Origin of the sequence: Microvirga sp. GCM10011540, assembly GCF_042650665.1 — a bacterium.
GTDB classification, from domain to species: Bacteria; Pseudomonadota; Alphaproteobacteria; order Rhizobiales; family Beijerinckiaceae; genus Microvirga; species Microvirga lenta.
In genome coordinates this window covers 28,168-49,139 of record NZ_JBHSBQ010000132.1, presented here as the reverse complement: position 1 = coordinate 49,139, position 20,972 = coordinate 28,168, and the positions used below count along the sequence as shown (strand labels likewise).

Sequence of the window (20,972 nt, the reverse complement as noted above, 5' to 3'; positions counted from 1 at the left end):
GGACGAAGAACGCGCGTCTTGTGAACTGAGGACAGATCTTTGGTATTTTAAGCCAGCTTGGCCGCTCTATTAACGTCTATGTTCCGACTTTGGCGTAAAGCGAAAGTAAATGTGGCACCAGCTTGGCTGCTTTTTGGCCGGGGTGGTGATGGAAGTCACCACGCGGCACCTGCCGCTGCGCGGAAACCAGCGGCACCGTGATGTACCGAATGCATGACTTCCTCTTGTGAGGCGCGCCAACTCCATCAAGGCACAGTTCAACGCCTCATTCGTGCTGATGTCGCACGAGAAGGCTTTTCATCCAAAGAAGCAGTTTATTCCCTTCGATACGATCGAATATTTGCAAATATTCCTTGTCAATGTCGATCTCTTACCCCTTAATAGATGAAGGAATTCTTGCCGTATCTGCTGATAATCGCTCCAATCTGGAAGAGCGAGGAACAACATGGCTGAATTCGTCTTTACTGGGCGCACGCGTGATCAGGATATCGACGGGCTTTTGGCAGGCACGCATTGGGGCGTATTCAACCTTACTTTCGGGTTTCCTGCTACAGCCTCCTCCTACGGATCAGGATACGGTCAGGGCGAGCCTCACGACAGGTTTGAAGCCCTCAATGGGGTCCAGATGGCGGCGGCGAGGCATGTCCTCGAACTCATCTCCTCCGTCACGAGATTGAATTTCACTGAAGTTACTGACGCGTCAGCCACCCTGCGCCTTGCAATGTCCGGCGCCCCGGCATCCGCATGGACGTATACGCCAAATAGCTTCCAAGAGAGCGGAGACACTTGGTTCAACAATTCGACTGATTTGTACGCAACCCCTATCCTGGGAAACTATGCGTTCTTTGCCTTTCTTCATGAGATCGGGCATGCGGTGGGCCTGAAGCATGGGAATGAACTCGGATCGTTTGGCGCAATGACCACACGTCACGATGCGATGGAATACTCAGTCATGTCGTACAGATCGTTTGTCGGCGCGGACGGCTTACACCTGCAGAATGAGGCGGCAGGATACGCACAGTCATTCATGATGTACGATATCGCGGCTTTGCAGCACATGTACGGCGCGAACTTCACCACGAACAACGGCAACACGACCTACCGTTGGGATCCAGCAACAGGCGAGACATTCATCAACGGAGAAGGCCAGGGAAGCCCCAGCGGGAACCGCGTATTCATGACCATTTGGGATGGTGGTGGTACGGACACTTATGATTTCTCCAATTATTCTGCTGGACTGACCTTAAGCCTGATCCCAGGAGCGTGGTCGCTTGCATCGGAAGACCAGCGCGCCAGCCTTGGGGACGGCCATCACGCTCGCGGCAATGTCTACAATTCTCTGCAGCATGGTAATGACTCCCGCTCCCTTATAGAGAACGCCATAGGAGGCGCGGGACAAGACGCTATAGTAGGCAATCACGCTAACAATGCGCTCTGGGGCGGAGGCGGCAACGACACAGTCTCCGGCGGAGTGGGAGATGATGTGATTTACGGAAATCTGGAGGCCGACACCCTCTTCGGAAACCAGCAGAACGACGTCCTTTACGGCGGCCGGCAGAACGATGCACTCTATGGCGGGCAAGGAGACGATCTGATCTACGGCAACCTCGACTTTGATCTTCTTGCAGGAAACAAGGGCTCTGACACACTCTATGGCGGTCAAGCAGATGATCATCTGAACGGAGGCCCCGGTAATGACGTCCTTGTCGGCGGCCGAGGCGCCGATCTATTCGTCATCAGTCAAGGACAAGATGTGATCCTTGACTTTTCGTCGTCCGACGGCGACCGCCTTGACCTGTTGGGCCAGCCTTATAGTCTAGCCGAGACCGAGAACGGCTCGATATCTCTACTGCTTCCAGATGACAGTCGGTTAGTTTTGGAGGGGGTATCGCCTACACACTTTTCCGATATGATTTTGGTCTAGAATACGCAGCCTTACTGACATCCTGCCACCCCGCAGCGCATTATGCCTGCGAGGCTCCTGGTGCGATGCTAAAGCTTGAAGAGGTAAGCGTCGGTCGAGGGTGCGGCATGACGTGGCTCCGTCGGCTGGACTTTTGAATGCCTTGTCCTGTATTCGTCTTTGGCAATGTTGATGCCCGCCCTTGCCACCGGTTCCAAGCCTGAAGGCGGCAGAGGCGGTTCATCCTAGAGTAAAAGGTCGAATCCGAGAGAGCGCCCTTCACTCTGACCAAATCTGAGCCAATGATCGAGCGGGTTTATACCAGCGGTGGCAACATCAGGGTTCGCGGCCAAATAGCCTATCGTTGAGAAACCGGCATTCGGATCCCGCCCCTCCTTCCAGCCATACTCAGCATAGTGCTGGTCTGGATCCAGACCAGCGGCGGCGACATCCGCGTTGCGCGACAGATAGAAAGCGTCATCAATGTAGGGATCCTCGCTCACCGCACCCACACTCGGTGGCGAAGCGGAAGAATGACCGAAGTTCTGGGTTACTACAGCGGCATCCCAGCCAAGCATATTACCCACCTCAATACCGATTCCAACCTCTTCAAAAGCGGGATTTAGAACGTTTGCACGGTGAGCGGGACTGTTCATCAAGTTCTCATGCATCAGCAGCACCTCGTCCAAATCTCCACCTGGCGAGCGGAGTGACGCCCATGCAATGTTCTCCCCCGATGCCCATCTTCCAGTAAACTCATACCCTGCATCTGCCATTCTTTCGGTGGCGGTAGTTCCGTCCAGCCCTTCGTGCGAGAAGGAATCAGATGCAATCATCCAGCGGCTATGCCCCTCCGATGAGGCCTGAAGGCTGCTATCAAACATGAGAGGACTTGCGCCGACGGCAGCCCTTTCCACGTTGATGAGGCTGAGCATGTACTGCTCACTGGGCGATGGAACTGTCACTAAATCCTCCATTCTCATGCCTGTTGGCTTCTGATCGGATGTTGAGTCCTCTTGGCTGCCAAGCACGATGCCAAAAAGCTGGGCAGCCTTGGGGCCGCGGCGAGGCACAAGAATGGCGGGTACTGGCCCGGCCGGATTAGCACGATAACTCGAACCAGCCGATACGGCCTCGGAGATGGTGCCTCAGGGAAGCTAGAAGCCCCGGCTACTCGATGGGTTTCTCTCGCCTGTCATAGGAAATGCTGATGAACGCACTGCAGATCGGGGTACTTGGCGATTCTCCATGGGTTCTATGAGTTCCGTTCCGACAACACGCCAGCGATGAAAGGGAGACGGTGCGGGAGCGGGCGTGGCAGTGGATTTGCAAACCGCGGGATGCAGATACGGGTTGATCGGGTTTGGACGCTGCGAAGCGCCTTTCGATTATAGCCGTGTCAGATAGCTTTGCTCTTGCTCCGGATCAGTTGAGGAAGCAGCCTGACGAGCTTGAGCAATGGTCCGGTTAATACTGAGCAACAAAGCCGCCTCAACCACACATTTCTGGACTTCGATCCAACCATCGCAATTCGGGCAGGCTCACGGATCCCGTTGCCGTCGCGAGCCACGGCCGCACTAAACTCCTTCCCGGCGGTCAGATCCACGACATCTTATCCTTCCACCACCCCCTGGTTGGAGCGGGCCAGCACCGCGGAGCTGCGCAGAAGACGATGCCCTGGACGAAGGCCCTAAGACCAATGGGCGATGAAACATGGCACTGCCGGGGTTACCATGGGTCCAATAGGCATACGAAGGCAAGCAGCGTCACTCGCAGCTCCTGGCCGAAAATGATCTTGAAAGGTGGTGGCGTGATGTTGAAGAGACAGTGCCTTGTTATCGAAGAGATCTACGTTCCCGTAAAGCGGCGACAAACGCTTAATCTAGCAAAGGTTGCAACTCTGGCGGAAAGTGTTTTGGAAGAGGGCCAGAAGGCACCTATTCTTGTGCGGGCTGACGAAAAGCGCTTTGTGCTGATCGAGGGACTGCATCGGCTGGAGGCCTGCAAGGCATTGGGTGAGACAACTATATCGGCCTACCTTGTTCAAGCTCGCCAGCATTAAGACCTCCTCAAAGACAGCAAGCTCGCAACTGCGTGGAATTGCGGGCCTATCTGTCCTGATCGACCTTGCCCGCTGAGCGTTCTGCTTCTTTCGAGCATATTTCGTCGACGATTCCGCGCTGGGACTAGGAATGCGGGTTGAGGCAATCGCTTAATCCCGGGGTCGGCTATGATGATGCGGGCTCGCGGCACGAGGCCACGCGGCGCGGCTATAGGGTTCATATTCGCGGTTGGCGAGAGGAAATGGGTCAGCAGAAAGGTAAGCGTAAGCGGGCGCTCCGGTGGGTTGTCGAGCGGACACACGCCTGGCTCAACCGCTGCCGTCGGTTGCTGGTGCGCTGGGAGCGCAAGGTGGCCAACCATACAGCTTTCCTCCACCTCGCCTGTGCCTTGATCTGCCAGCGTGTGACTGACGGGACTGCGATATGAGAGGGCAGCCATGACACGGGCCGAGGTTCTGGCTCAGTATCGCCCGATTCGGGCGGGCATCCGCCGCGTGCTGAGTCAAGCGACGAAGGCGTGCGGCCGGGCGGATCTGAACCGGGCCATCAAGCAGGTTGCTCCATGGGCTGAGGCGGAGGTGCTGGACGAGGAGGTCACTGCCGAAATGCTGGTCGATGTCGCGCTGTTCGAGCCGAACCAGCGTGGCCGGCGTGCGTTCGAGCGCTTTCTCGCCGAGAAAGGCGAGCGCCTGACAGGGGTGGATCGGGTCTTGGCCGAGCGCATGGTCGGGGCGCGGTTCTCGATCTTCCGGGTGGTCGAGCGGCATGAGGCCGCCGGGCTCTGGCTGGAGGACCTGCTGGCCGGACAGCGTCGCGTCTGGCTCGTCGACGAGGCCCTCGAGGTCTCCGCCTCCGAAGATGCGGTCATCGGCCTGCGGCTGTTCGATGCCGGGCCGTTCCATGCCGGCTTTGGCATTATCGTGGCGCCCGACGCGGAGACTCTCGATTTCTGCTTGGCCGCGACGGAACGCGGTGAGCCCTTGCCGTTCCGCCATTCCCTGGCCGCAACACTCTACGGTGACCAGCTCCGGGCCAACGCACCGCCCGGACCTGCCGACCTCGCCTTACTAGAGATGTTGGCGGACCTGCTGATCTCGTCCCCTGCAGCGCTGACGAGGCCTGGAATGAAGAAGGCTGGCCGCCCACCATCATCCAAGCCACGCAACACACCTCACCCTCGCAAACGAAGGTAATTGGGATTGGCTCTAAGCCATAACCGCACATTCCTCGGTTGTACGGCGGGTTTTCAGGTGCCTCTGACTTCCGGAATTGTGCGAAAGAGACGCCGAAGTGGGCCCCTTGGCCAAGACGTAGTATCGTCTTGCTGCGGGTTAGGAGATTGTTTCCCTGTGGGATGTATCAAGGCCCGATGAACGGAGCGACGGCTGTGGGCGATATTCAAGTCGGGATCCGGATTGCCGAGGACCGGAAATCAGTAGCAGTCGAGATCAGGCAGGCTGAGGCTTCTGCCTGTGCAATTGAGCTAAACCTCGATCAACTCACCGACCTTATCGTGCATCTTGGTGACGTGAGGCAACATTTGCTGGAGGGCCATCCCATACGGCCGCTCGAAGGGGAGACCGTCCGGACGGTCACCTCGCCGAACTGGTATGTTCAGGTGGCCAAGATTGACGGATCGCTCCTTGCCTTCGATCATCCGGCCTTCGGTCCTGTTGGCTTCGCCATTCCCAGGGAGGAAATCGCCGAGATCGTTCGGATCTTGAAGGAGCATCTCGCATTCCCCCCGGCCCGATCCGCAAAGCGGAACTAGCCGTATTCCTGCCTGAGAGACCTTCCCCGCTTAAAGGAAGGAAGCCGCGCCCGGATCTGGTGTCCAGACCATTCGCGCGGCTTCCCATGGGTCGAGGTCAGCAACGGACGTGATCTCGCTGGCCAGAAGTGCGGTTAGCGGAACACCCCTGAACGGCCGGGTGAGGCCCATGGCTGGGAAGCACGGCAAGTGAAGGGCCGGCGCAATCCTTGATTGTTTCCACATCATCTGCTTGCGATGCTTCAGTTCGGCCCGTGGCGACCTTCGGCCAAGTCCAGGCGCGGCCTATGCAACGGAGGCGCGTGAGCGAACGATCCAGCCCGGCGGCGATAGCCCTTGTGCCGATGCATGGTCGATTGTGCCGGGATGGTTCGCTCACCGGTGATCGGCCACCTGATCAGATTCGATTTTGAGGCCTCCGACCCCGAACTCACGAGGCCTAATTAACCTTTAATCGATCGGCTCTATGTTACCCCGAATTGGGGAGAGGGCTGTCATGAAGAAAAGTGCAATCGTCATCGGGGCCGCGCTGACCGCGGCGGGGTGCACGCCGACCATTCATGAAACACTGGCCGTCTCATGCTCCGACTACATTGGCCGCCCGATTTCAGAGCGGATCGAGGCTTTAGGACCGCCGCAGACGGTTTACCGGATCAGCCCGACCGAAGTGGGCTACGTCTTCGAAACGAAGGCAACGACCCTGGTCGGCGGCCATACGTATTACACGGTCAACTACATGGTCGGGGTCGACCGGCACCGCACGCCAATCTACCCTGTCACCACGAAGTGCAGGGGCTTCGTCGTCAGCACTCCCTCCCATGCAACGCCGATCTCTCAGCGCATCATCGTGGACGTGCTGTGATCGTGATTCTGCCGCCTCAGCCCTCGCAGCGGCGCGAAGGCGCGCTCACGGCAGGGTCTCGATGAAGAGCCACGCTGCAAGGCAGAGGATCGACAGGGCGGCCGTCGACAGCCCGGCCTTCATCAGAAAGCCGACCCGGTGCTCCCACAGATGTGTCAGGCGCTCGACTTCATCCGTCAAGGGAGCCTTCAACAGCGCCCTGAACCTCTCCTTGGCGAACCACGCGCCGCCGAGGACAGCGACCGACAGCCAGCCCAGGAGGAGAGAGAGGGTCCACAACAGGTCCCGGAAGCTTTCAAAGGTCACGGATCACCCTTCCTGTTTCGTCCGACCCCGTTGCATCATAAGGCCTCGCAGCTCGATCTGAAACGCGACGCATGATCGAAAGGGCCACCATCTCACCTCAACCTCATCCGCAGAGAAAGGCCGAGGATCATGCAATGTCCGGCATTCGGATCCAAAAACCGTCATAATGGCCCTGGTATGCTTTTGAACGAGAATGCCCTGGTTTCAACGAGGATCCACTCTCCGCCCGACCCTGGTAAGCAAGTCGTGACCGGACGAGAGCCTTCGCGGGGTGGAAAGGTGGAAGCTGGGCCGTTAACCGGTTCGGTGCCGGTGCGGATGGAAGAACAAGCCCCCGCACCCCCTTCTACGGAGAAGACACTCATGAACACCGCTCACCTCGAACAGGTCTGGGCCCCTCGCCTCCTCGGCATTTTGCGCATCGTTGCCGCCTTGATCTTTATGGAACACGGCACACAGAAGCTGTTCGGTTTCCCTGCCTCGTCCAATCCGACACCGGCCCTATTCAGCCTGATGGGTTTCGCGGGCGTGCTCGAAGTGGTGGGCGGCGCGTTTCTGCTCATCGGCCTGTTCACCCGCCCAGTCGCCTTCGTCCTGTCGGGCATGATGGCCGTGGCCTACTGGATGGCCCATGCGCCGCGCAGCATTTATCCGGTTCTGAATGGCGGCGATGCGGCCATTCTCTACTGCTTCGTGTTCCTGTTCATGGCCGCCGCCGGCGGTGGCGCCTGGGCAGTCGACAATCTCCGCACCGGCCGCCGGCCGGCCTAGGCGAGCCCAGGCGACCGGCTGCCGTCAGAGCCGGTCGCCGTCCGTGATCCGACGCAGGCGCTCGTCTTCCACTTCCACGTCGGTGCTGTCCCGGTCGTCATCCAGCGGATTCGGCATCAGGTCCGTCGTTAGGCCGGTGGTGGTCGAGGCGGCTGCGCCGATGGGCGGCGCTGGCCTCTCGTCCTCGTCCCGGCGCCACGTCCGCTCGCGCTCGCCGACATCGACCGAGCCCTCGTCGTCCAGGATATCGACGACCCGGCCGACCTCCGGCTCCTCGACGCGCACCGTCACCAGCACACCGCCCCGCCGGACGCCTTCCGTATAGCGGTGGGCCTCCTCCTCGCTCACGCCCGCGTCGACGAGAGCTCCGACCAGGCCGCCGACGGCCGCTCCCGCCCCGGCTCCGACCAGGGTCGAGACCAGCCACCCGGCTGCAACCACGGGGCCCAGTCCCGGCACAGCCAGCATGCCCAAGCCTGCCAGGAGCCCGGCGCCGCCGCCCGCCAGCGTGCCCACCGTCGCCCCGGTGCCGGCTCCCTCGCCAGCGTCGTCCCGCATGTCGGAGCGTGACCCATGGCGCGTGTGGGTCCCGTCCAGGTTGCTGGCGACGAGGCTCATGTCGAGGTTGGGGATGCCTGCCATCTCCAGCCGGCGCACGGCCCTGGCGGCATCGTCGTAGTTGTCGAAGAAGGCATTGATGGTTCGAATGGCCATGATTGATGTCTCTCGTGAAAGCTGTTGCCTGCGCTACTGCGAAGCCACGCTGCCGCAAAAATCGAGCATGGCGCCCACGCTTCGACCGTTCCGCGTGGCGCGTCCGCGCCAGATGCCCTGATCGTCCCTGCGCAGGTCCGCGACATGGGCGAAGCCCTGCGCCTCGGTGCGGGAGCGGGCCTGCCGTTCCGTGAAGCTGTTGGCGCCGGACTGGATTGCACCGATGCCTTGCGGGCTGACCACCGGCGGCACCCGACTGGCGCCGGAACCGGAGGTCTGCGCGACGGCGCAGGTGCTCGGCATGGTGGCCGCCCCGGCGGCAATCACGCGACGCATCAACTCCCCCTCTCTTCCAACGGCTTCATTGAGCTAATGAGTGACCCCATCGGGGGTTCCTCGACGGGCCGAGGCGGAAGGAGGCAGGGGTTGACGGAAAAGCGCATGCGCCTAAGCGCCACCTTCTTTGCCGTGCGCGGATGGTCTATTCTCCCACGCAAGGACGCCAAACAACGGCGGTTGCCACTTGGGGGCTAATCATCATGCGCCACATTCATCTCGACGAAGGCCTGCGGCTGCGTTTTCCCGGTCGCAGCGAGGAATTTGACCAGGGTGTGGAGATCGGCATGCTCGCGGTTCTGATGGACCAGGGCAGCCTCGAATTCACCCGCTGGATCTCGCGCGCCAACCTGGATCAGGCGCGCGCCATCGCCAAGCAGCTCGGCTACCATGTGGTCGAAGGCAACGGCGACGGGGAATGGATCAACCTGACGTTCCGCCAGGGTCATGCCAAGCCGGTGCTCCGGCTCGTCCATTCGGCAGGCTGATGCGGCCCTCCGAAAATGAAGAAGCCGCCCATGGGGCGGCTTCTTCGGCATCGAAACTGAACGGTTCTTAGCGGGCTTCGCCGCGGCGGGTCACGCTCCAGGCTGCCTGCATCAGTGCCACGGCGAGCGCGGTCTTCACGACGGTGGCGGCCACGAAAGGTGCCGCACCCACTGTCCAGGCCTTGGCGAAAGGCATGACCAGCGAAAGCTGGGCCAGGCCGAATACGAAGATCAGCGCGTGGCCGATGCTCATCATGACGATGACGCGCAGGAGCGAGCGATCCCAGCCGCGCTCGGCCATGAAGCCCATGACCACCGCCGCAGCCACGAAGCCGAAGAGGAAGCCTCCTGTGGGGCCCATGAGATAGCCGAATCCGGCGGTCGGGCCTGCGAAGACGGGCATGCCCATGGCGCCCTGCATCAGGTAGAGAGCGACGGTCGCGCCGCCGAGACGCCAGCCATAGGATGCGCCGATGAGCAGAACCACCAGGGTCTGCAGGGTCATCGGAACGTAGGGCAGCGGCACCTGGACCTTGGCGGACAGGGTGAGGAGGGCCGAGCCGACGACCATCAGGACGATGGCGCGGAGAGCGGCGAATCGGGCGTCGTCGCGCGACGGCCAGAGAAGGCCGACGAGGGTGGACGGTGTGGCAAGGGCATTGGTGCCGGTGGACATCAGCAAAAGCTCCAGATCTCGTTCCGCCATTCGCAGGCGGCTGATGAGGCCTTATAGGAGGCTTGAACGGGCGCCTCAAGCCGCAGCGGAAGCGCTCCCCACCGATGCCCAGATTATTTCCCAGGACCCATCCTCATGGCCGACAATCTCACCTTCGACACCCATCCTCCCGCGAAAGCTGGTGAATGCGTGCGCGTCAGCCCCCTGGTCCGGCGGATCGTCGCCAACAACCCGGGGCCGATCACCTTCACCGGCACCTGCAGCTACATCGTGGGCACGGGCCGAGTCGCGATCGTCGATCCAGGCCCCGACCTGCCGGAGCACATCGACGCCCTGCTCCATGCGGTGCGGAATGAGACCATAACGCATATCCTCGTCACCCACACCCACAGGGACCACTCGCCCGCCGCACGCGCCGTCAAGGAGGCCACCGGCGCGCAGCTCGTCGGCTGCTCGCAGCACCGCAGCGCCCGCCCGCTGTTCGAGGGCGAGGTCAACCTGCTGGAAACGAGCTCGGACCGGGACTACGCTCCCGACCGGGAGCTCACCGAGGGCGACCGGATCGAAGGACCGGGCTGGAGCCTGACGGCCCTGGCGACGCCGGGCCACATGGCAAACCACTTGGCCTTCACCCTCCCGGAGGAGAAGGCGCTCTTCTCGGGCGACCACGTCATGGCCTGGTCGACCACCGTGGTGGCCCCGCCCGACGGATCGATGGGGGAGTTCATGGCGTCCCTGGACAAACTCAAGGGGCGCGAGGAAAGCGTCTACTGGCCCGGTCATGGTGGGCCGGTGCGGGATCCGGGGCGTTTCGTGCGGGCACTCATCCATCACCGGCGCCAGCGGGAGGTGTCGATCCTCAACCGGCTCGCCGCCGGAGACCGCACCATCCCGGCCATCGTGGCGGCGATCTACCAGGGCCTGAAGCCAGCGCTCGTCGGGGCCGCGGGTCTCTCGGTCTTCGCACATCTTGAGGATCTCGTCGCCAGGGGACTGGTCAGGACGGACGGAACTCCCTGCCTCGACGGCGAATACCGGCTGGCATGAGGTTCGTCAGTTCACCGCCAGCGCCAGATTGGAGGCCTCCTCAAGGAAGGCGCGGATGCGCTGGGCGTTGGTGCCGAGATCATGCGTACCCAAGCGGGAGACCGAACGAATGTCGATGCGGGTGCCATCGGCCCGGGGCCGGATCCGGACCGTGATGTCGTCCGGCAATCTCAGGATGAGAGTCCTGTCGATCGCCTCCAACCGGCCCGCTCCCGTGCGGCCGCCGGGCGGCACCGTCTCAATAATCCGCCAGCCGAGGTTTTCGGCGGCCTTCTGCACGAGCTCGAAGGCCTCGTCCGGCGGGAGGTCCAGGGTCAGAGGAGCGATCTGCACATAGGCGTCGCGCTGCGCCTCGCGGACCTCGGGCGGAACATCCGGGGGCACCCGGCCGCCGCGGGCATCGAGTGCCACACGCGAGCGCGAGAAGCTGGGTGGGTCATCCGTGTCGGTGGCAATGTCGTTGATCGGCGGCAGGGTGACCGCCTTAAAGCCCAGCCATGCGGGATAGGCCAGCACCAGGACGGCGATCACCAGCCCCTTGATGGCGCTCCCCAGTCCGCGACGGCCCTCCTGCCAGATGCGGACGAAGGCGATGAGAGACATGCCCACCGCAACGAGGGCGATGGCGAGGCCCGTTGCCAGCGCGATGAACCCGGATTGATGGTCGATCCGGCTGAAGCGGATCAGCAGAACCGCCATGATGGTCACCGCAAGGGCGAACCATGCGAGCATGGGCGACCACTTAGCAGGCCGGGAGAAGGGTTCCTCGAGAATGAGATGGCGCATCAGGACGTCTTACAAATCTCTTTGAGCGCGCGCCACTCCTCATCTGCAAGAAACGGCTCGCCGATGTGGACCGGCACCTGCTGCTCGAGGAAATTGAGACGTTGATGGCAACCGGGTACGTGGGCAGAAAAGCCGGAGCTTCGCTTTCGTTCCCACCGATGGGCCTCAGAGGCAGCCCACGGCCCTGTGAGGGTGGCCAGGAGCCGACATCGCCCGGCGAAGGCGTTCGGAACCTTCCAGTCCAGAACGGCGATGTCGAACGGGAGCACCGAGCCTGCCGCCGATTTCAGCCCGGCAGCGTTTCCAGCGCCGTCGCCCCGGCAGGACCGGCGCAGAACATCGTCGCCGGAGACCAGCGTCACAGGCATGCTTGGCATGAATTGAAACGACGAAGCACTCTTTGGCGCCGAGGCCGAGAATCGTTCCTGCCATCTGCAGTCGCTCCACGCCGCTCCAAAAGGACGGATGACGATCAGGAACGTTCCGATGTAAACTACCCCGTTCTTCAAGGAGCTTTGTCGTTGTTGCCGTCACCCTCTTCCACTCCTGCTGCGAGCGGGACAGCGGATCCGCTCCGAGTCTGGTTCCGCATCATCCGCCTCCACCGCCGGGCCCTGAACACGGTCGCCGCCGAACTGAAGGCCCTCGGGCTCTCCGTTCCGCAGTTCGACCTGCTTTCGACGCTCACTGAGCGGGAGGGGATGAGCCAGCAGGAGCTAGCGGAGCGTCTCTACGTAACCAAGGGCAACGTGTCCGGCCTCCTCGACCGTATGGTGGAGGCCGGCCTCGTGGAGCGCCGGGCCATTCCGGGCGACCGCCGGTCCAATGCCCTTTACCTCACACCGAAGGGCCGTGACCTCGCCGAGCGGGGCATCGCCACCCAACAATCCTACGTTCACGGAACGCTCGGAGCGCTTCCGCCGCAGGATTTGGCGGATCTCGAGCGCATTATCTTGGCTTGGCGCGACCTGGCCAGGAATGCCGAGGACGAGACCCTCGCCAAACTCGAGGGATAAGGCAGGATGTTTGATGCCGTCGCCTTCGCGGGCGGAGGAAACCGCTGCTATTGGCAGGGCGGCTTCTGGGAAGCCGCGGCGCCGCTCCTCGACCTTGAGCCCCGCACCGTCGTGGGGGTGAGCGCCGGCGCCTGGTCGGCCTGCTACAGCCTTCTCGGCCTGGGACGGCGGGTGAACGAGATGGTGGCGGAGGGCTGCAGCACCGGTCGGCGCAACTTCGAGTGGCGCGCCTGGCGAAGCGAGGGATCGCCCTGGCCCGTCTCCCGAATGTATCGCTCCCTCATCGAAGCCGTCATCGACGAGGAGGCGCTCCAGCGCCTGAAGCGGGGTCCCGACGTGCTGATCGGGCTCGCCCGCAAGCCGAACCGCCTGCCACTGGCCTTGGCGATTCCGCTCGGCCTCGCGACCTATCAGATTGAGAAGAAATGGCGCTCGCCGGTTCATCCCCGGGGCGGGCGCGTGATCGGATTTCGCCCGGAATTCATCCGTGTGCAGGACCTCTCCTCGCCGGAGGACTTGTCAGCCGCTCTCATGGCCAGCGCCAGCGTCCCGCCCTTCATGCCCGTGGGCCGGGTCGGCGGCATGGCCGCTCTCGACGGAGGACTCGTCGACAACGTGCCTGCGGAGCCCTTGAGGGCGGTGGAGGGGCAAGGGGGCAAGACCCTTGTCGTTCTTTCCCGCCTCTACCGTGCCTTCCCGCACATTCCGGGCCGCACCTACATTCAGCCCACCGAGCCCGTGCCCATCGGCCAGTTCGACATCACCAATGCGGCAGGTATCCGGAAAGCATACGAGATGGGACTTAGGGACGGCGAGGCATTCGCCCGCCGCGAACGGGCCAAGGCGCCCAAGATCCTTTGAATGCTATAACGCTTTTAAGCAGCGGTTAAGCTTGCCTGGATCATTTGCAGCAAAGCCAGCAAATGATCATGGGTCCGCCCAGAAGCGGTCACGACCGTCGGGATGATAGCGGGAGCCATAACCCATGGCGCTTAAGACCCAGGGAAGAAACATGACCCAAGACTCCTCGGATCGGGCGGCACAGCCTCAGCCTGTGGCAGCCCGCCTTCAACAGATTCCGGCCTTCAAGCCTGTCGCCCTGCCCGCCCTTGCCGCCGCGGTGCATGCCGTCCGGCAGCAACCGCGCCATCCCAAGAGCCATGCACTTCCGGCGATCCTGCGCAAGGAATCCGCCCTCGGCTGGAGCTGAGACGGGACTAGCGGACGATGACCCTCGCCTCTAGGGCGGTCCGGTTGTAGAGGTCGATCACGTCGATGTTGCGCATCCGGATGCAGCCCGACGAGACTGCGAGACCGATCTTCTCGGGCTCATTGGTGCCATGGATGCGGTAGAGCGTGTCCCTGTTGCCGTCATAGAGGTAAAGCGCCCGGGCACCCAAGGGGTTCTCGGGTCCACCCCTCGTGTATTGCACATGTGGCCACCGCGCCTTCATCTCGGCCGGCGGTGTCCAGTTCGGCCATTCAGCCTTGCGCGCGACCCTGGCCGTGCCCGTCCAGCCATAGGCCTCGTCGCCCACTGTCACCCCGTAACGAATGGCCTTCCGGCCATCCATCACGTAGTAGAGGAAGCGCTCCTTGGTATCGACGACGATGGTGCCGGGAGCCTCGCCGGTCGGGTCGTCGATCAGGTAGCGCCCGTAGCGGAGATCCTCCTGCGCCTTCGGCACCTGTGCCATCCACTCGGCATCCCTCTCGGAAACCTGCGGATCGGGAACACCCTTGAAGTTGCACCCAGCCAGGGAGGTCATCATGGCCAGGAGGACAGTCAGGCTGAAAAGGCGCATGTGGGAGAAGCTCTGTTGCACAGCGTCATGCTGTGTCCGATGGGTATCGCTACCTAGTTTCGATTCGGCTTCTGAGGAAGAGAATCATTGCGGGCGGACATCTTGGCATGCCACTCCGGCAGAGAGTGTTGCACCGCAACAACATGGACAGCCGCCTGAGACGCTGCGACATTGGCACCCGACACCAGGCTCGGAAGCTCCCCAAGAACCTTCATGACCACGCTCTACATCTGCCATCAGGCCGCCCTCCTGCATCAGACCCCGGCAGGCCACCCGGAAAGACCGGACCGCATCCGCGCCATCGAGCGCATGTTGGAGAAGGAGCGCTTTTCCGCGCTCATCCGCGAGACGGCTCCTATGGCGGAGATGGAGAGCCTCACCCTTGCCCATCCGGAGCCATACGTGGTCTCCCTCAGGGACATCAGCCCGCGGGAGGGCCTCGTGCGGGTGGACGACGACACGGTCATGTCTCCCGGCACCTATGAGGCGGCTCTGCGCGGCGCCGGCGGCGGCGTGATGGCTGTCGACGAGGTCATGACGGGCCAGGTCACCAATGCCTTCGTGGCCATGCGTCCGCCGGGGCACCATGCCGAGCGCACGAGAGCCATGGGCTTCTGCTTCTTCAACAATGCCGCGATTGCCGCCCGCCATGCCCAGACACGGCATGGCGCGGAGCGGGTCGCGATTCTCGATTGGGACGTCCATCACGGCAACGGCACTCAGGACATCTTCTGGAGCGACGCGAGCGTGATGTACTGCTCGACTCACGAGGCGCCGCTCTACCCCGGGACCGGCGCCGTTTCCGAGAAGGGCGAATTCGGCACCATCGTCAATGCGCCCCTGAGGGCGGGCGACGGGACCGAGGCGTTCCGGGAGGCGATGGAATCCGTAGTCCTGCCGCGCATCGATGGCTTCAAACCGGATCTCATTGTGATCTCGGCCGGCTTTGACGCTCATTGGCGCGATCCGCTCGCCAGCCTGAACCTCACAGAGAGCGATTTCGCATGGGCTACCATGAGGCTCATGGACCTCGCTGAGCACCATTGTGGTCGGCGGATCGTCTCGCTCCTCGAAGGTGGCTACGATCTGGAGGGCCTTTCGAAATCGGCGGCCGCCCACGTCGATGCCCTCATGGGACGTGATGTCAGGACATGAGCGTCCGGACGAAGCTTCCCCGGCTAAGGCTCGACAGGCAGCTCAGAAGTTCGCCGGGCGCATCGGCCACTACGGCATGACGGGGAGGTGCGCCATCACGAGGGCGCGCGAGAAGGAGAAGTCCGGCGGGTTGTAGAGGAGGCTTTTCCAGTATTTCCGCCGTTCGCATGAGAGCCGGGACGGACCGGTCCTGCCACACGGGCTGGAAACGGCATCTGCGGCGCCAGCCGAATTGCAGCACGGCGCTGAGATGGCTGAGGATGTCTGCGACAGCGAAGCACAGGGCGTCGAGCGAGTTCGGACCAGACCCGGCTGAGTGGTAATCTGGGCCCGGGAGGCGCGCCCGATCCCTTGAAGTCGCTCTCACGGACGGCGGTGGCGAAGGACAGGCTGAGCATTCCTCGCGTGAAGATCGAGCGAGGCAGTAACAGGGCGAGATGCATTCGCATCACCCCAGCCCCGGCGAACAAAGGGGCTGCGGCGAAGACACCTGGGAAATCAGTCCGATGGTGGTTGCTGGGGCGCAGGGCATCCCCCGCCTCCGTGCGGGTTGCCGCGATGGCCGCATCGTCGCACAGGAACGGGGCATCAGGGCCAGAGCGGCCACAATCTGATCGAGGCCGGATATGGCGAAAGCCTCGATGTCCACCAACCAGCCCGCGCCATGAACCCTGGCTGCCAAAGGCGTCCTCCCACGATCACGGCAGGCTGGCCCTTGAGAACCGGGCCGCGTCCGTTCCATACGCCGGGGCCCGTCTCCTTCGGGACTGGGATCAACGCACGGAAGCTGATTGAGACGAAGCCCGGCAAGGGCTTCGAGCATAGTTGGACGGTCGGGTGGCGCGCGACTCAGCTCTCGATAGGCTCATTGCCCAGGAGCTCGATGCCAAAGCCGCTTAATCCCACGTAAGAACGGGTGGACGTGGCAAGATTGCGGATGGAGACGACGCCGAGGTCCCGCAGGATCTGAGCGCCCAGGCCGATCTCGCGCCACTGGGTCGTGCGCATGGCCTCCGAGACCGTGGTCTCGCTCTCGGAGAAGTTGGTCATGGGCACGCCCGCCGTGCCGTCGCGCAGATAGACGAGGACGCCCCTACCCTCCTTTGCGAAACGCTGGAGGGCCGCCTTCACCGTTCTTCCTCCCTCGAACACGTCTGTGAGGGCATTGGCGCGGTGCAAGCGCACGGGAACATTCGTGCCGTCGCCGATACGGCCGTAGACGAGCGCCATGTGCTGCACGCTCTCAAACGGGGTCGAATAGGCATAACCCGTGAACTGGCCCCATTCGGTGTCCACCGGGAACGTGGCGATTCGCTCGACGAGTTTTTCGCGCGCCTGTCGGTAGGCGATGAGATCGGCGACGGATATGCGCTTCAGCTGGTGCGTCTCCGCGAAGGCGTCGATCTGCTCACCCTTCATCACGGTGCCGTCATCGTTGGCGAGTTCGCAGATCACGCCCACTGGCGGCAAGCCGGCGAGCTTGCACAGGTCGACCGCCGCTTCCGTGTGGCCGGAGCGCATCAGAACGCCGCCGTCCTTGGCGATCAGCGGAAAGACGTGGCCAGGGCGCACGAAATCCGCCGCACCCATGTTGTTGTTGGCGAGCGCCCGCACCGTGTTCGACCGCTGCTCGGCGGAGATGCCCGTCGTGAGCCCGTGCTTGACGTCCACCGTCACCGTGAAGGCGGTGCCCAGCGGCGCGTCGTTCGAGGCCACCATCGGATCGAGACGCAAGCGCCGCGCCTCGGATGCGGTCAGCGGCGCGCAGACGATGCCGCAGGTATTGCGGATGATGAAGGCCATCTTCTCCGGCGTGCAGAGGGAGGCGGCGACGATGAGGTCACCCTCGTTCTCGCGGTCGTCGTCGTCCGTAACGATGACGATTTCGCCCTGCGCAAAGGCCTCGATGGCTTCGGTGACGCTGTGGATCGTCATCTGGTGTCGTCCTTAAACTCGTTTTCCCGGAATGCTTATTTGAACGGCCAGTCGAGGGCAGCCCCCACTTGGCCGCGATGGCGCAAGACGTGGTCTGCCAGTACGCAAGCCACCATCGCTTCGCCCACCGGCACGGCGCGGATGCCGACGCAGGGATCGTGCCGCCCCTTCGTCATGACCTCGGCCTCCGCACCGGAGCGGGTCACGCTGGCGCGCGGCGTCAGGATCGAGGAGGTCGGCTTCACGGCGAAGCGGCACACCACCGGCTGCCCGGTGGAGATGCCGCCGAGCACGCCGCCGGCATGGTTCGACAAGAACGTGGGAGCGCCCGCATTGCCGGGCCGCATCTCGTCCGCGTTCTCCTCGCCGCGCAGACTCGCGGCTGCGAATCCGTCGCCGATCTCAACGCCCTTCACGGCGTTGATCGACATCAGTGCTGCGGCCAGATCGGAATCGAGCTTGCCGTAGATGGGAGCGCCAAGCCCCGGCGGCACGCCCTCGGCCACGATCTCCAGGACCGCCCCGATGGAGGACCCTTCCTTGCGCAGCGCATCGAGATAATCCTCGTAGAAGGCGGCCGCCTCGGCGTCGGGGCAGAAGAACGGATTGCGCGCGATCTCGTCCCAGTTCCAGCGGCTGCGGTCGATGGCATGGGGCCCCATCTGCACGAGGGCACCGCGGATGGTTATGCCACCCAGCACCTTGCGCGCCACCGCGCCGGCCGCCACACGGGCCGCCGTCTCGCGGGCGGAGGAGCGACCGCCGCCGCGATAGTCACGGACGCCATATTTCACGTCGTAGGTGTAGTCGGCATGGCCCGGTCGATAGGATTCCTTGATGTCGGAGTAATCCTTCGAGCGCTGGTCTATGTTCGCGATCATCAGCGCGATGGGAGTGCCCGTTGTGACCTGCTGGCCGGTGCGCTCGTCGGTGAACACGCCGGAGAGGATCTTCACCTCGTCAGGCTCGCGGCGCTGAGTGGTGAATCGCGACTGGCCCGGACGGCGACGGTCGAGCTCCGCCTGGATGTCGGCCGCCTCGAGCGGGATGCGCGGCGGGCAGCCGTCGATGACGCAGCCGAGGGCCGGTCCGTGGCTCTCGCCGAAGGTGGTGACGCGAAAAAGGTGACCGAAGGTGTTGTGAGACATGGCGCTAACAGAAGTTCCAGCGCGTCTTAGAGCCAAAGCGCCCGGGTGTCACGTGCGCGATTCCGGCTTAGAGCAGGTCTTATTCAGGTAAGGGGTGGAGATGGGGAAGAGCCGGATGGCCCCTCGCGCACGGTTCTTTTCAGGCGAACAGGCGGCGCTGGTCCGTGAACGGCCTCAGGCGAACGCCGCAGGAGGGTGCGTTCCCCTCCGGCGCAGGACCGTGTCCGCTCCCACAATCACGACGCCTCGCGAGCGCGCCCCTCGGTGGACCGGACATGAACAGTATATCTTATCATGCCTCGCCTGCCAGGAACAAAGCAGGAGGATGAGGGCGCAGGGGTCGGCCCCGCGACCCCTCATGCTGAGGAGCGTCTCAAAACAGGAGGGCGGCTCCGGAGCGGACTGGAACCTCCTTCGAGACGTCGCTGTCGCGGCTCCTCGGGATGAGGTGAGAGTGCAGGACAAAGGCCTGGCAATTGCCCAGCACCAATGGCGCCGCCCCTGCTCTCCTCCCCATCGATCTCGCCCACGGATCTCGGACCAGCCCGAGATCCGCATCCCGGAGCGAAAGTCGGGAACACCCGGCTTGCGGCAGGGAGGAGGTGGAGGTCGGGGTGGTGTGATTGGGTAAGTGGCATTCGGGACCGGCTGCAGCGGCGTCCCCGCTTCCTGGAGAACGGGTGGAACACGGCTCCTGCGCCCCCACCCTGGCCCTCCTCGCAAAGGGGAGGAAAAGGATGGTACGCCATAGGCCGCCATCCGGACGGATCGCAGCCCCTCGCCCGGGACCGGCAGCCCTTACTCTCCACGGGAGTGGTGAAGGGCTCGCCGCCCGGACGAACTCTCCTGCCCGTCCCCGACCGCAAGACCTCTTATGCGCGTTCCTCCCAGATCCGGGCGAGTTCGATGATCGTCCTCACGGCCCTGTCCATGTCCTGGGTGCTGACGAATTCCAGCGGGGAATGGAAAGCGTGGCCGCCGGCGAAGATATTGGCGCAGGGCAGCCCCATGAAGGAGAGGCGCGAGCCATCCGTGCCGCCGCGGATGCTGCCGCGCACCGGGTTCATCCCAGCCCGGCGGATCGCCTCCACGGCGTTCTCCACGACCTCCGGATGCCGGTCGAGCACCATCTTCATGTTGCGGTACTGCTCCTTGACCGTGAATGTGTAGCTGGAGCCGGGATAGGCCTCCAGCACCTGCGCGACAATCTGCTCCAGCAGCATCTCTTTGGATTTCAGGCCCTCGTCCGTGAAGTCACGGATGATAAGGCTTAGATGGGCCTTCTCCATCACGCCGGAAAGGCCGGTCGGATGGATGAAGCCTTCGCGCTCCGTCGTGGTCTCGGGCGCCAGGTCCCTCGGCAGACGCGCGACGATGTCCCCGGCGATCCGGATGGCGTTCTCCATTTTACCGTAGGCAAAGCCCGGATGGATCGCCACACCCTTGATGACGATCTCCACCGCGTCAGCGGAAAAGGTCTCGTCCTCGACGGTGCCCGCCGTTTCCCCGTCCATCGTGTAGGCGAAATCGGCCCCGAGCTTTTTCAGGTCCACCCTGTCGACCCCGCGGCCGATCTCCTCGTCGGTAGTGAAAAGGATGCGGATCGTACCATGTCGGATGCCCGGGTTCCGGATCAGGAACTCGGCCGCCGCCATAATCTCGGCGATGCCGGCCTTGTCGTCGGCGCCGAGCAGCGTCGTGCCGTCCGAGGTGATGATGTCCTCGCCGATCAAGCTCTCAAGCACCGGATGCTCCGCGACCCGGATGACTTGGGCCGGATCCCCCGGCAGCCGGATGTCGCCACCCTGGTAGTTGCGCACGACCTGCGGGTTGACGCCGGTACCGGAAAAGTCCGGCGCCGTATCAATATGTGCGCAGAAGCAGATGACCGGCACGCTGGTCTTGTCGCTGTTCGACGGAATGGTCGCATAAACGTATCCATGCTCGTCGAGCTGCGCGTCGGAGACGCCGATTCCATGAAGCTCCTCGACCAGCAGCCGCCCGAGATTCTTCTGCTTCTCGGTGGAAGGCTGGGTCAGGGACTTGGCGTCGGACTGGGTGTCGATGACTACGTAACGGAGAAAACGGTCGGCGGCGCTATCGGCCATGGGCGGAATCCACATGCGAGGAGAGATGGCGAACTCTTAGCGGGGGATGGGCGTGGCGTGAATGGGGGGTGTGCATGCTTCC

Annotated in this window: 24 protein-coding genes; 13 read left to right on the top strand and 11 right to left on the bottom strand. The window is 63.1% G+C overall.

Annotated features, from left to right (window positions below):
• Positions 1–445 precede the first annotated feature (445 nt).
• Entirely contained in the window at positions 446–1,924 is a 1,479-nt protein-coding gene (locus ACFOYU_RS19715) for a M10 family metallopeptidase C-terminal domain-containing protein (RefSeq protein WP_377034933.1), read from the top strand.
• A 224-nt stretch (positions 1,925–2,148) separates the two neighbouring features.
• Here the strand turns inward: ACFOYU_RS19715 and ACFOYU_RS19710 are convergent, their stop codons facing one another.
• Entirely contained in the window at positions 2,149–2,838 is a 690-nt protein-coding gene (locus tag ACFOYU_RS19710) for a CAP domain-containing protein (protein WP_377034932.1), read from the bottom strand.
• Positions 2,839–3,716: 878 nt separating this feature from the next.
• On the opposite strand from ACFOYU_RS19710, the gene ACFOYU_RS19705 reads away from it, so the two are divergent.
• From ACFOYU_RS19705 to ACFOYU_RS19685, 5 genes are all read left to right on the top strand, one after another.
• Positions 3,717–3,965: a ParB N-terminal domain-containing protein gene (locus ACFOYU_RS19705; protein ID WP_377034931.1), complete on the top strand. Its 249-nt coding sequence runs from the start codon at positions 3,717–3,719 to the stop codon at positions 3,963–3,965.
• A gap of 221 nt (positions 3,966–4,186) precedes the next feature.
• On the top strand, positions 4,187–4,393 hold the full coding sequence (locus tag ACFOYU_RS19700) for a transposase (protein WP_377034937.1): 207 nt from the start codon (positions 4,187–4,189) through the stop codon (positions 4,391–4,393).
• 10 nt (positions 4,394–4,403) lie between these two features.
• On the top strand, positions 4,404–5,159 hold the full coding sequence (locus ACFOYU_RS19695; RefSeq protein WP_377034930.1) for a hypothetical protein: 756 nt from the start codon (positions 4,404–4,406) through the stop codon (positions 5,157–5,159).
• Between the two features lie 128 nt (positions 5,160–5,287).
• Positions 5,288–5,737, top strand: coding sequence for a hypothetical protein (locus ACFOYU_RS19690; RefSeq protein ID WP_377034929.1), 450 nt, complete (start codon positions 5,288–5,290; stop codon positions 5,735–5,737).
• Between the two features lie 496 nt (positions 5,738–6,233).
• On the top strand, positions 6,234–6,599 hold the full coding sequence (locus ACFOYU_RS19685; protein WP_377034928.1) for a hypothetical protein: 366 nt from the start codon (positions 6,234–6,236) through the stop codon (positions 6,597–6,599).
• Positions 6,600–6,644: 45 nt separating this feature from the next.
• Here the strand turns inward: ACFOYU_RS19685 and ACFOYU_RS19680 are convergent, their stop codons facing one another.
• Entirely contained in the window at positions 6,645–6,905 is a 261-nt protein-coding gene (locus tag ACFOYU_RS19680; RefSeq protein ID WP_377034927.1) for a hypothetical protein, read from the bottom strand.
• A gap of 363 nt (positions 6,906–7,268) precedes the next feature.
• On the opposite strand from ACFOYU_RS19680, the gene ACFOYU_RS19675 reads away from it, so the two are divergent.
• Positions 7,269–7,676 carry a DoxX family protein gene (locus ACFOYU_RS19675; RefSeq protein WP_377034926.1) on the top strand — a complete coding sequence of 136 codons (408 nt, stop codon included), beginning with the start codon at positions 7,269–7,271 and terminating at the stop codon, positions 7,674–7,676.
• Positions 7,677–7,700: 24 nt separating this feature from the next.
• On the opposite strand, the gene ACFOYU_RS19670 is transcribed toward ACFOYU_RS19675, so the two are convergent.
• Positions 7,701–8,390, bottom strand: a complete 690-nt coding sequence (locus tag ACFOYU_RS19670) for a hypothetical protein (protein WP_377034925.1) — start codon at positions 8,388–8,390, stop codon at positions 7,701–7,703.
• Between the two features lie 33 nt (positions 8,391–8,423).
• Entirely contained in the window at positions 8,424–8,726 is a 303-nt protein-coding gene (locus ACFOYU_RS19665) for a PepSY domain-containing protein (RefSeq protein ID WP_377034924.1), read from the bottom strand.
• A 203-nt stretch (positions 8,727–8,929) separates the two neighbouring features.
• Between ACFOYU_RS19665 and ACFOYU_RS19660 the strand changes: the two genes are divergently transcribed.
• The gene (locus tag ACFOYU_RS19660; protein ID WP_226739358.1) at positions 8,930–9,214 is read left to right on the top strand and encodes a hypothetical protein; all 285 of its coding nucleotides are present in this window, start codon (positions 8,930–8,932) and stop codon (positions 9,212–9,214) included.
• A 67-nt stretch (positions 9,215–9,281) separates the two neighbouring features.
• Here the strand turns inward: ACFOYU_RS19660 and ACFOYU_RS19655 are convergent, their stop codons facing one another.
• Positions 9,282–9,890, bottom strand: coding sequence for a biotin transporter BioY (locus ACFOYU_RS19655; protein ID WP_377034923.1), 609 nt, complete (start codon positions 9,888–9,890; stop codon positions 9,282–9,284).
• Between the two features lie 135 nt (positions 9,891–10,025).
• On the opposite strand from ACFOYU_RS19655, the gene ACFOYU_RS19650 reads away from it, so the two are divergent.
• Positions 10,026–10,937 carry an MBL fold metallo-hydrolase gene (locus ACFOYU_RS19650; protein ID WP_377034922.1) on the top strand — a complete coding sequence of 304 codons (912 nt, stop codon included), beginning with the start codon at positions 10,026–10,028 and terminating at the stop codon, positions 10,935–10,937.
• Positions 10,938–10,943: 6 nt separating this feature from the next.
• Here the strand turns inward: ACFOYU_RS19650 and ACFOYU_RS19645 are convergent, their stop codons facing one another.
• Positions 10,944–11,723, bottom strand: coding sequence for a DUF1499 domain-containing protein (locus ACFOYU_RS19645; RefSeq protein WP_377034921.1), 780 nt, complete (start codon positions 11,721–11,723; stop codon positions 10,944–10,946).
• A complete protein-coding gene (locus ACFOYU_RS19640) occupies positions 11,723–12,232 on the bottom strand; it encodes a hypothetical protein (RefSeq protein ID WP_377034920.1) in 510 nt (169 codons plus the stop codon). The genes ACFOYU_RS19645 and ACFOYU_RS19640 overlap by 1 nt, the downstream gene beginning before the upstream one ends.
• A gap of 15 nt (positions 12,233–12,247) precedes the next feature.
• Between ACFOYU_RS19640 and ACFOYU_RS19635 the strand changes: the two genes are divergently transcribed.
• The 3 genes from ACFOYU_RS19635 (at position 12,248) to ACFOYU_RS19625 (ending at position 13,949) form a co-directional block, all read left to right on the top strand.
• Complete coding sequence (locus ACFOYU_RS19635) at positions 12,248–12,739, top strand: MarR family winged helix-turn-helix transcriptional regulator (RefSeq protein WP_377034919.1); 492 nt, start codon at positions 12,248–12,250, stop codon at positions 12,737–12,739.
• Between the two features lie 6 nt (positions 12,740–12,745).
• Entirely contained in the window at positions 12,746–13,600 is an 855-nt protein-coding gene (locus tag ACFOYU_RS19630; RefSeq protein WP_377034918.1) for a patatin-like phospholipase family protein, read from the top strand.
• 151 nt (positions 13,601–13,751) lie between these two features.
• Positions 13,752–13,949, top strand: a complete 198-nt coding sequence (locus ACFOYU_RS19625; protein WP_377034917.1) for a hypothetical protein — start codon at positions 13,752–13,754, stop codon at positions 13,947–13,949.
• Positions 13,950–13,956: 7 nt separating this feature from the next.
• On the opposite strand, the gene ACFOYU_RS19620 is transcribed toward ACFOYU_RS19625, so the two are convergent.
• Positions 13,957–14,544 carry a L,D-transpeptidase gene (locus ACFOYU_RS19620; RefSeq protein ID WP_377034916.1) on the bottom strand — a complete coding sequence of 196 codons (588 nt, stop codon included), beginning with the start codon at positions 14,542–14,544 and terminating at the stop codon, positions 13,957–13,959.
• Positions 14,545–14,757: 213 nt separating this feature from the next.
• Between ACFOYU_RS19620 and ACFOYU_RS19615 the strand changes: the two genes are divergently transcribed.
• On the top strand, positions 14,758–15,699 hold the full coding sequence (locus ACFOYU_RS19615) for a histone deacetylase family protein (RefSeq protein WP_377034915.1): 942 nt from the start codon (positions 14,758–14,760) through the stop codon (positions 15,697–15,699).
• An 849-nt stretch (positions 15,700–16,548) separates the two neighbouring features.
• On the opposite strand, the gene ribB is transcribed toward ACFOYU_RS19615, so the two are convergent.
• The 3 genes from ribB to pepT all read right to left on the bottom strand — a co-directional run bounded on the left by ribB (position 16,549) and on the right by pepT (position 20,890).
• A complete protein-coding gene (gene ribB / locus ACFOYU_RS19610; protein WP_377034914.1) occupies positions 16,549–17,634 on the bottom strand; it encodes a 3,4-dihydroxy-2-butanone-4-phosphate synthase in 1,086 nt (361 codons plus the stop codon).
• Between the two features lie 35 nt (positions 17,635–17,669).
• Positions 17,670–18,782: a chorismate synthase gene (gene aroC, locus ACFOYU_RS19605; RefSeq protein ID WP_377034913.1), complete on the bottom strand. Its 1,113-nt coding sequence runs from the start codon at positions 18,780–18,782 to the stop codon at positions 17,670–17,672.
• Positions 18,783–19,654: 872 nt separating this feature from the next.
• Positions 19,655–20,890, bottom strand: a complete 1,236-nt coding sequence (gene pepT, locus ACFOYU_RS19600; RefSeq protein WP_377034912.1) for a peptidase T — start codon at positions 20,888–20,890, stop codon at positions 19,655–19,657.
• Between the last annotated feature and the right edge of the window lie 82 nt (positions 20,891–20,972).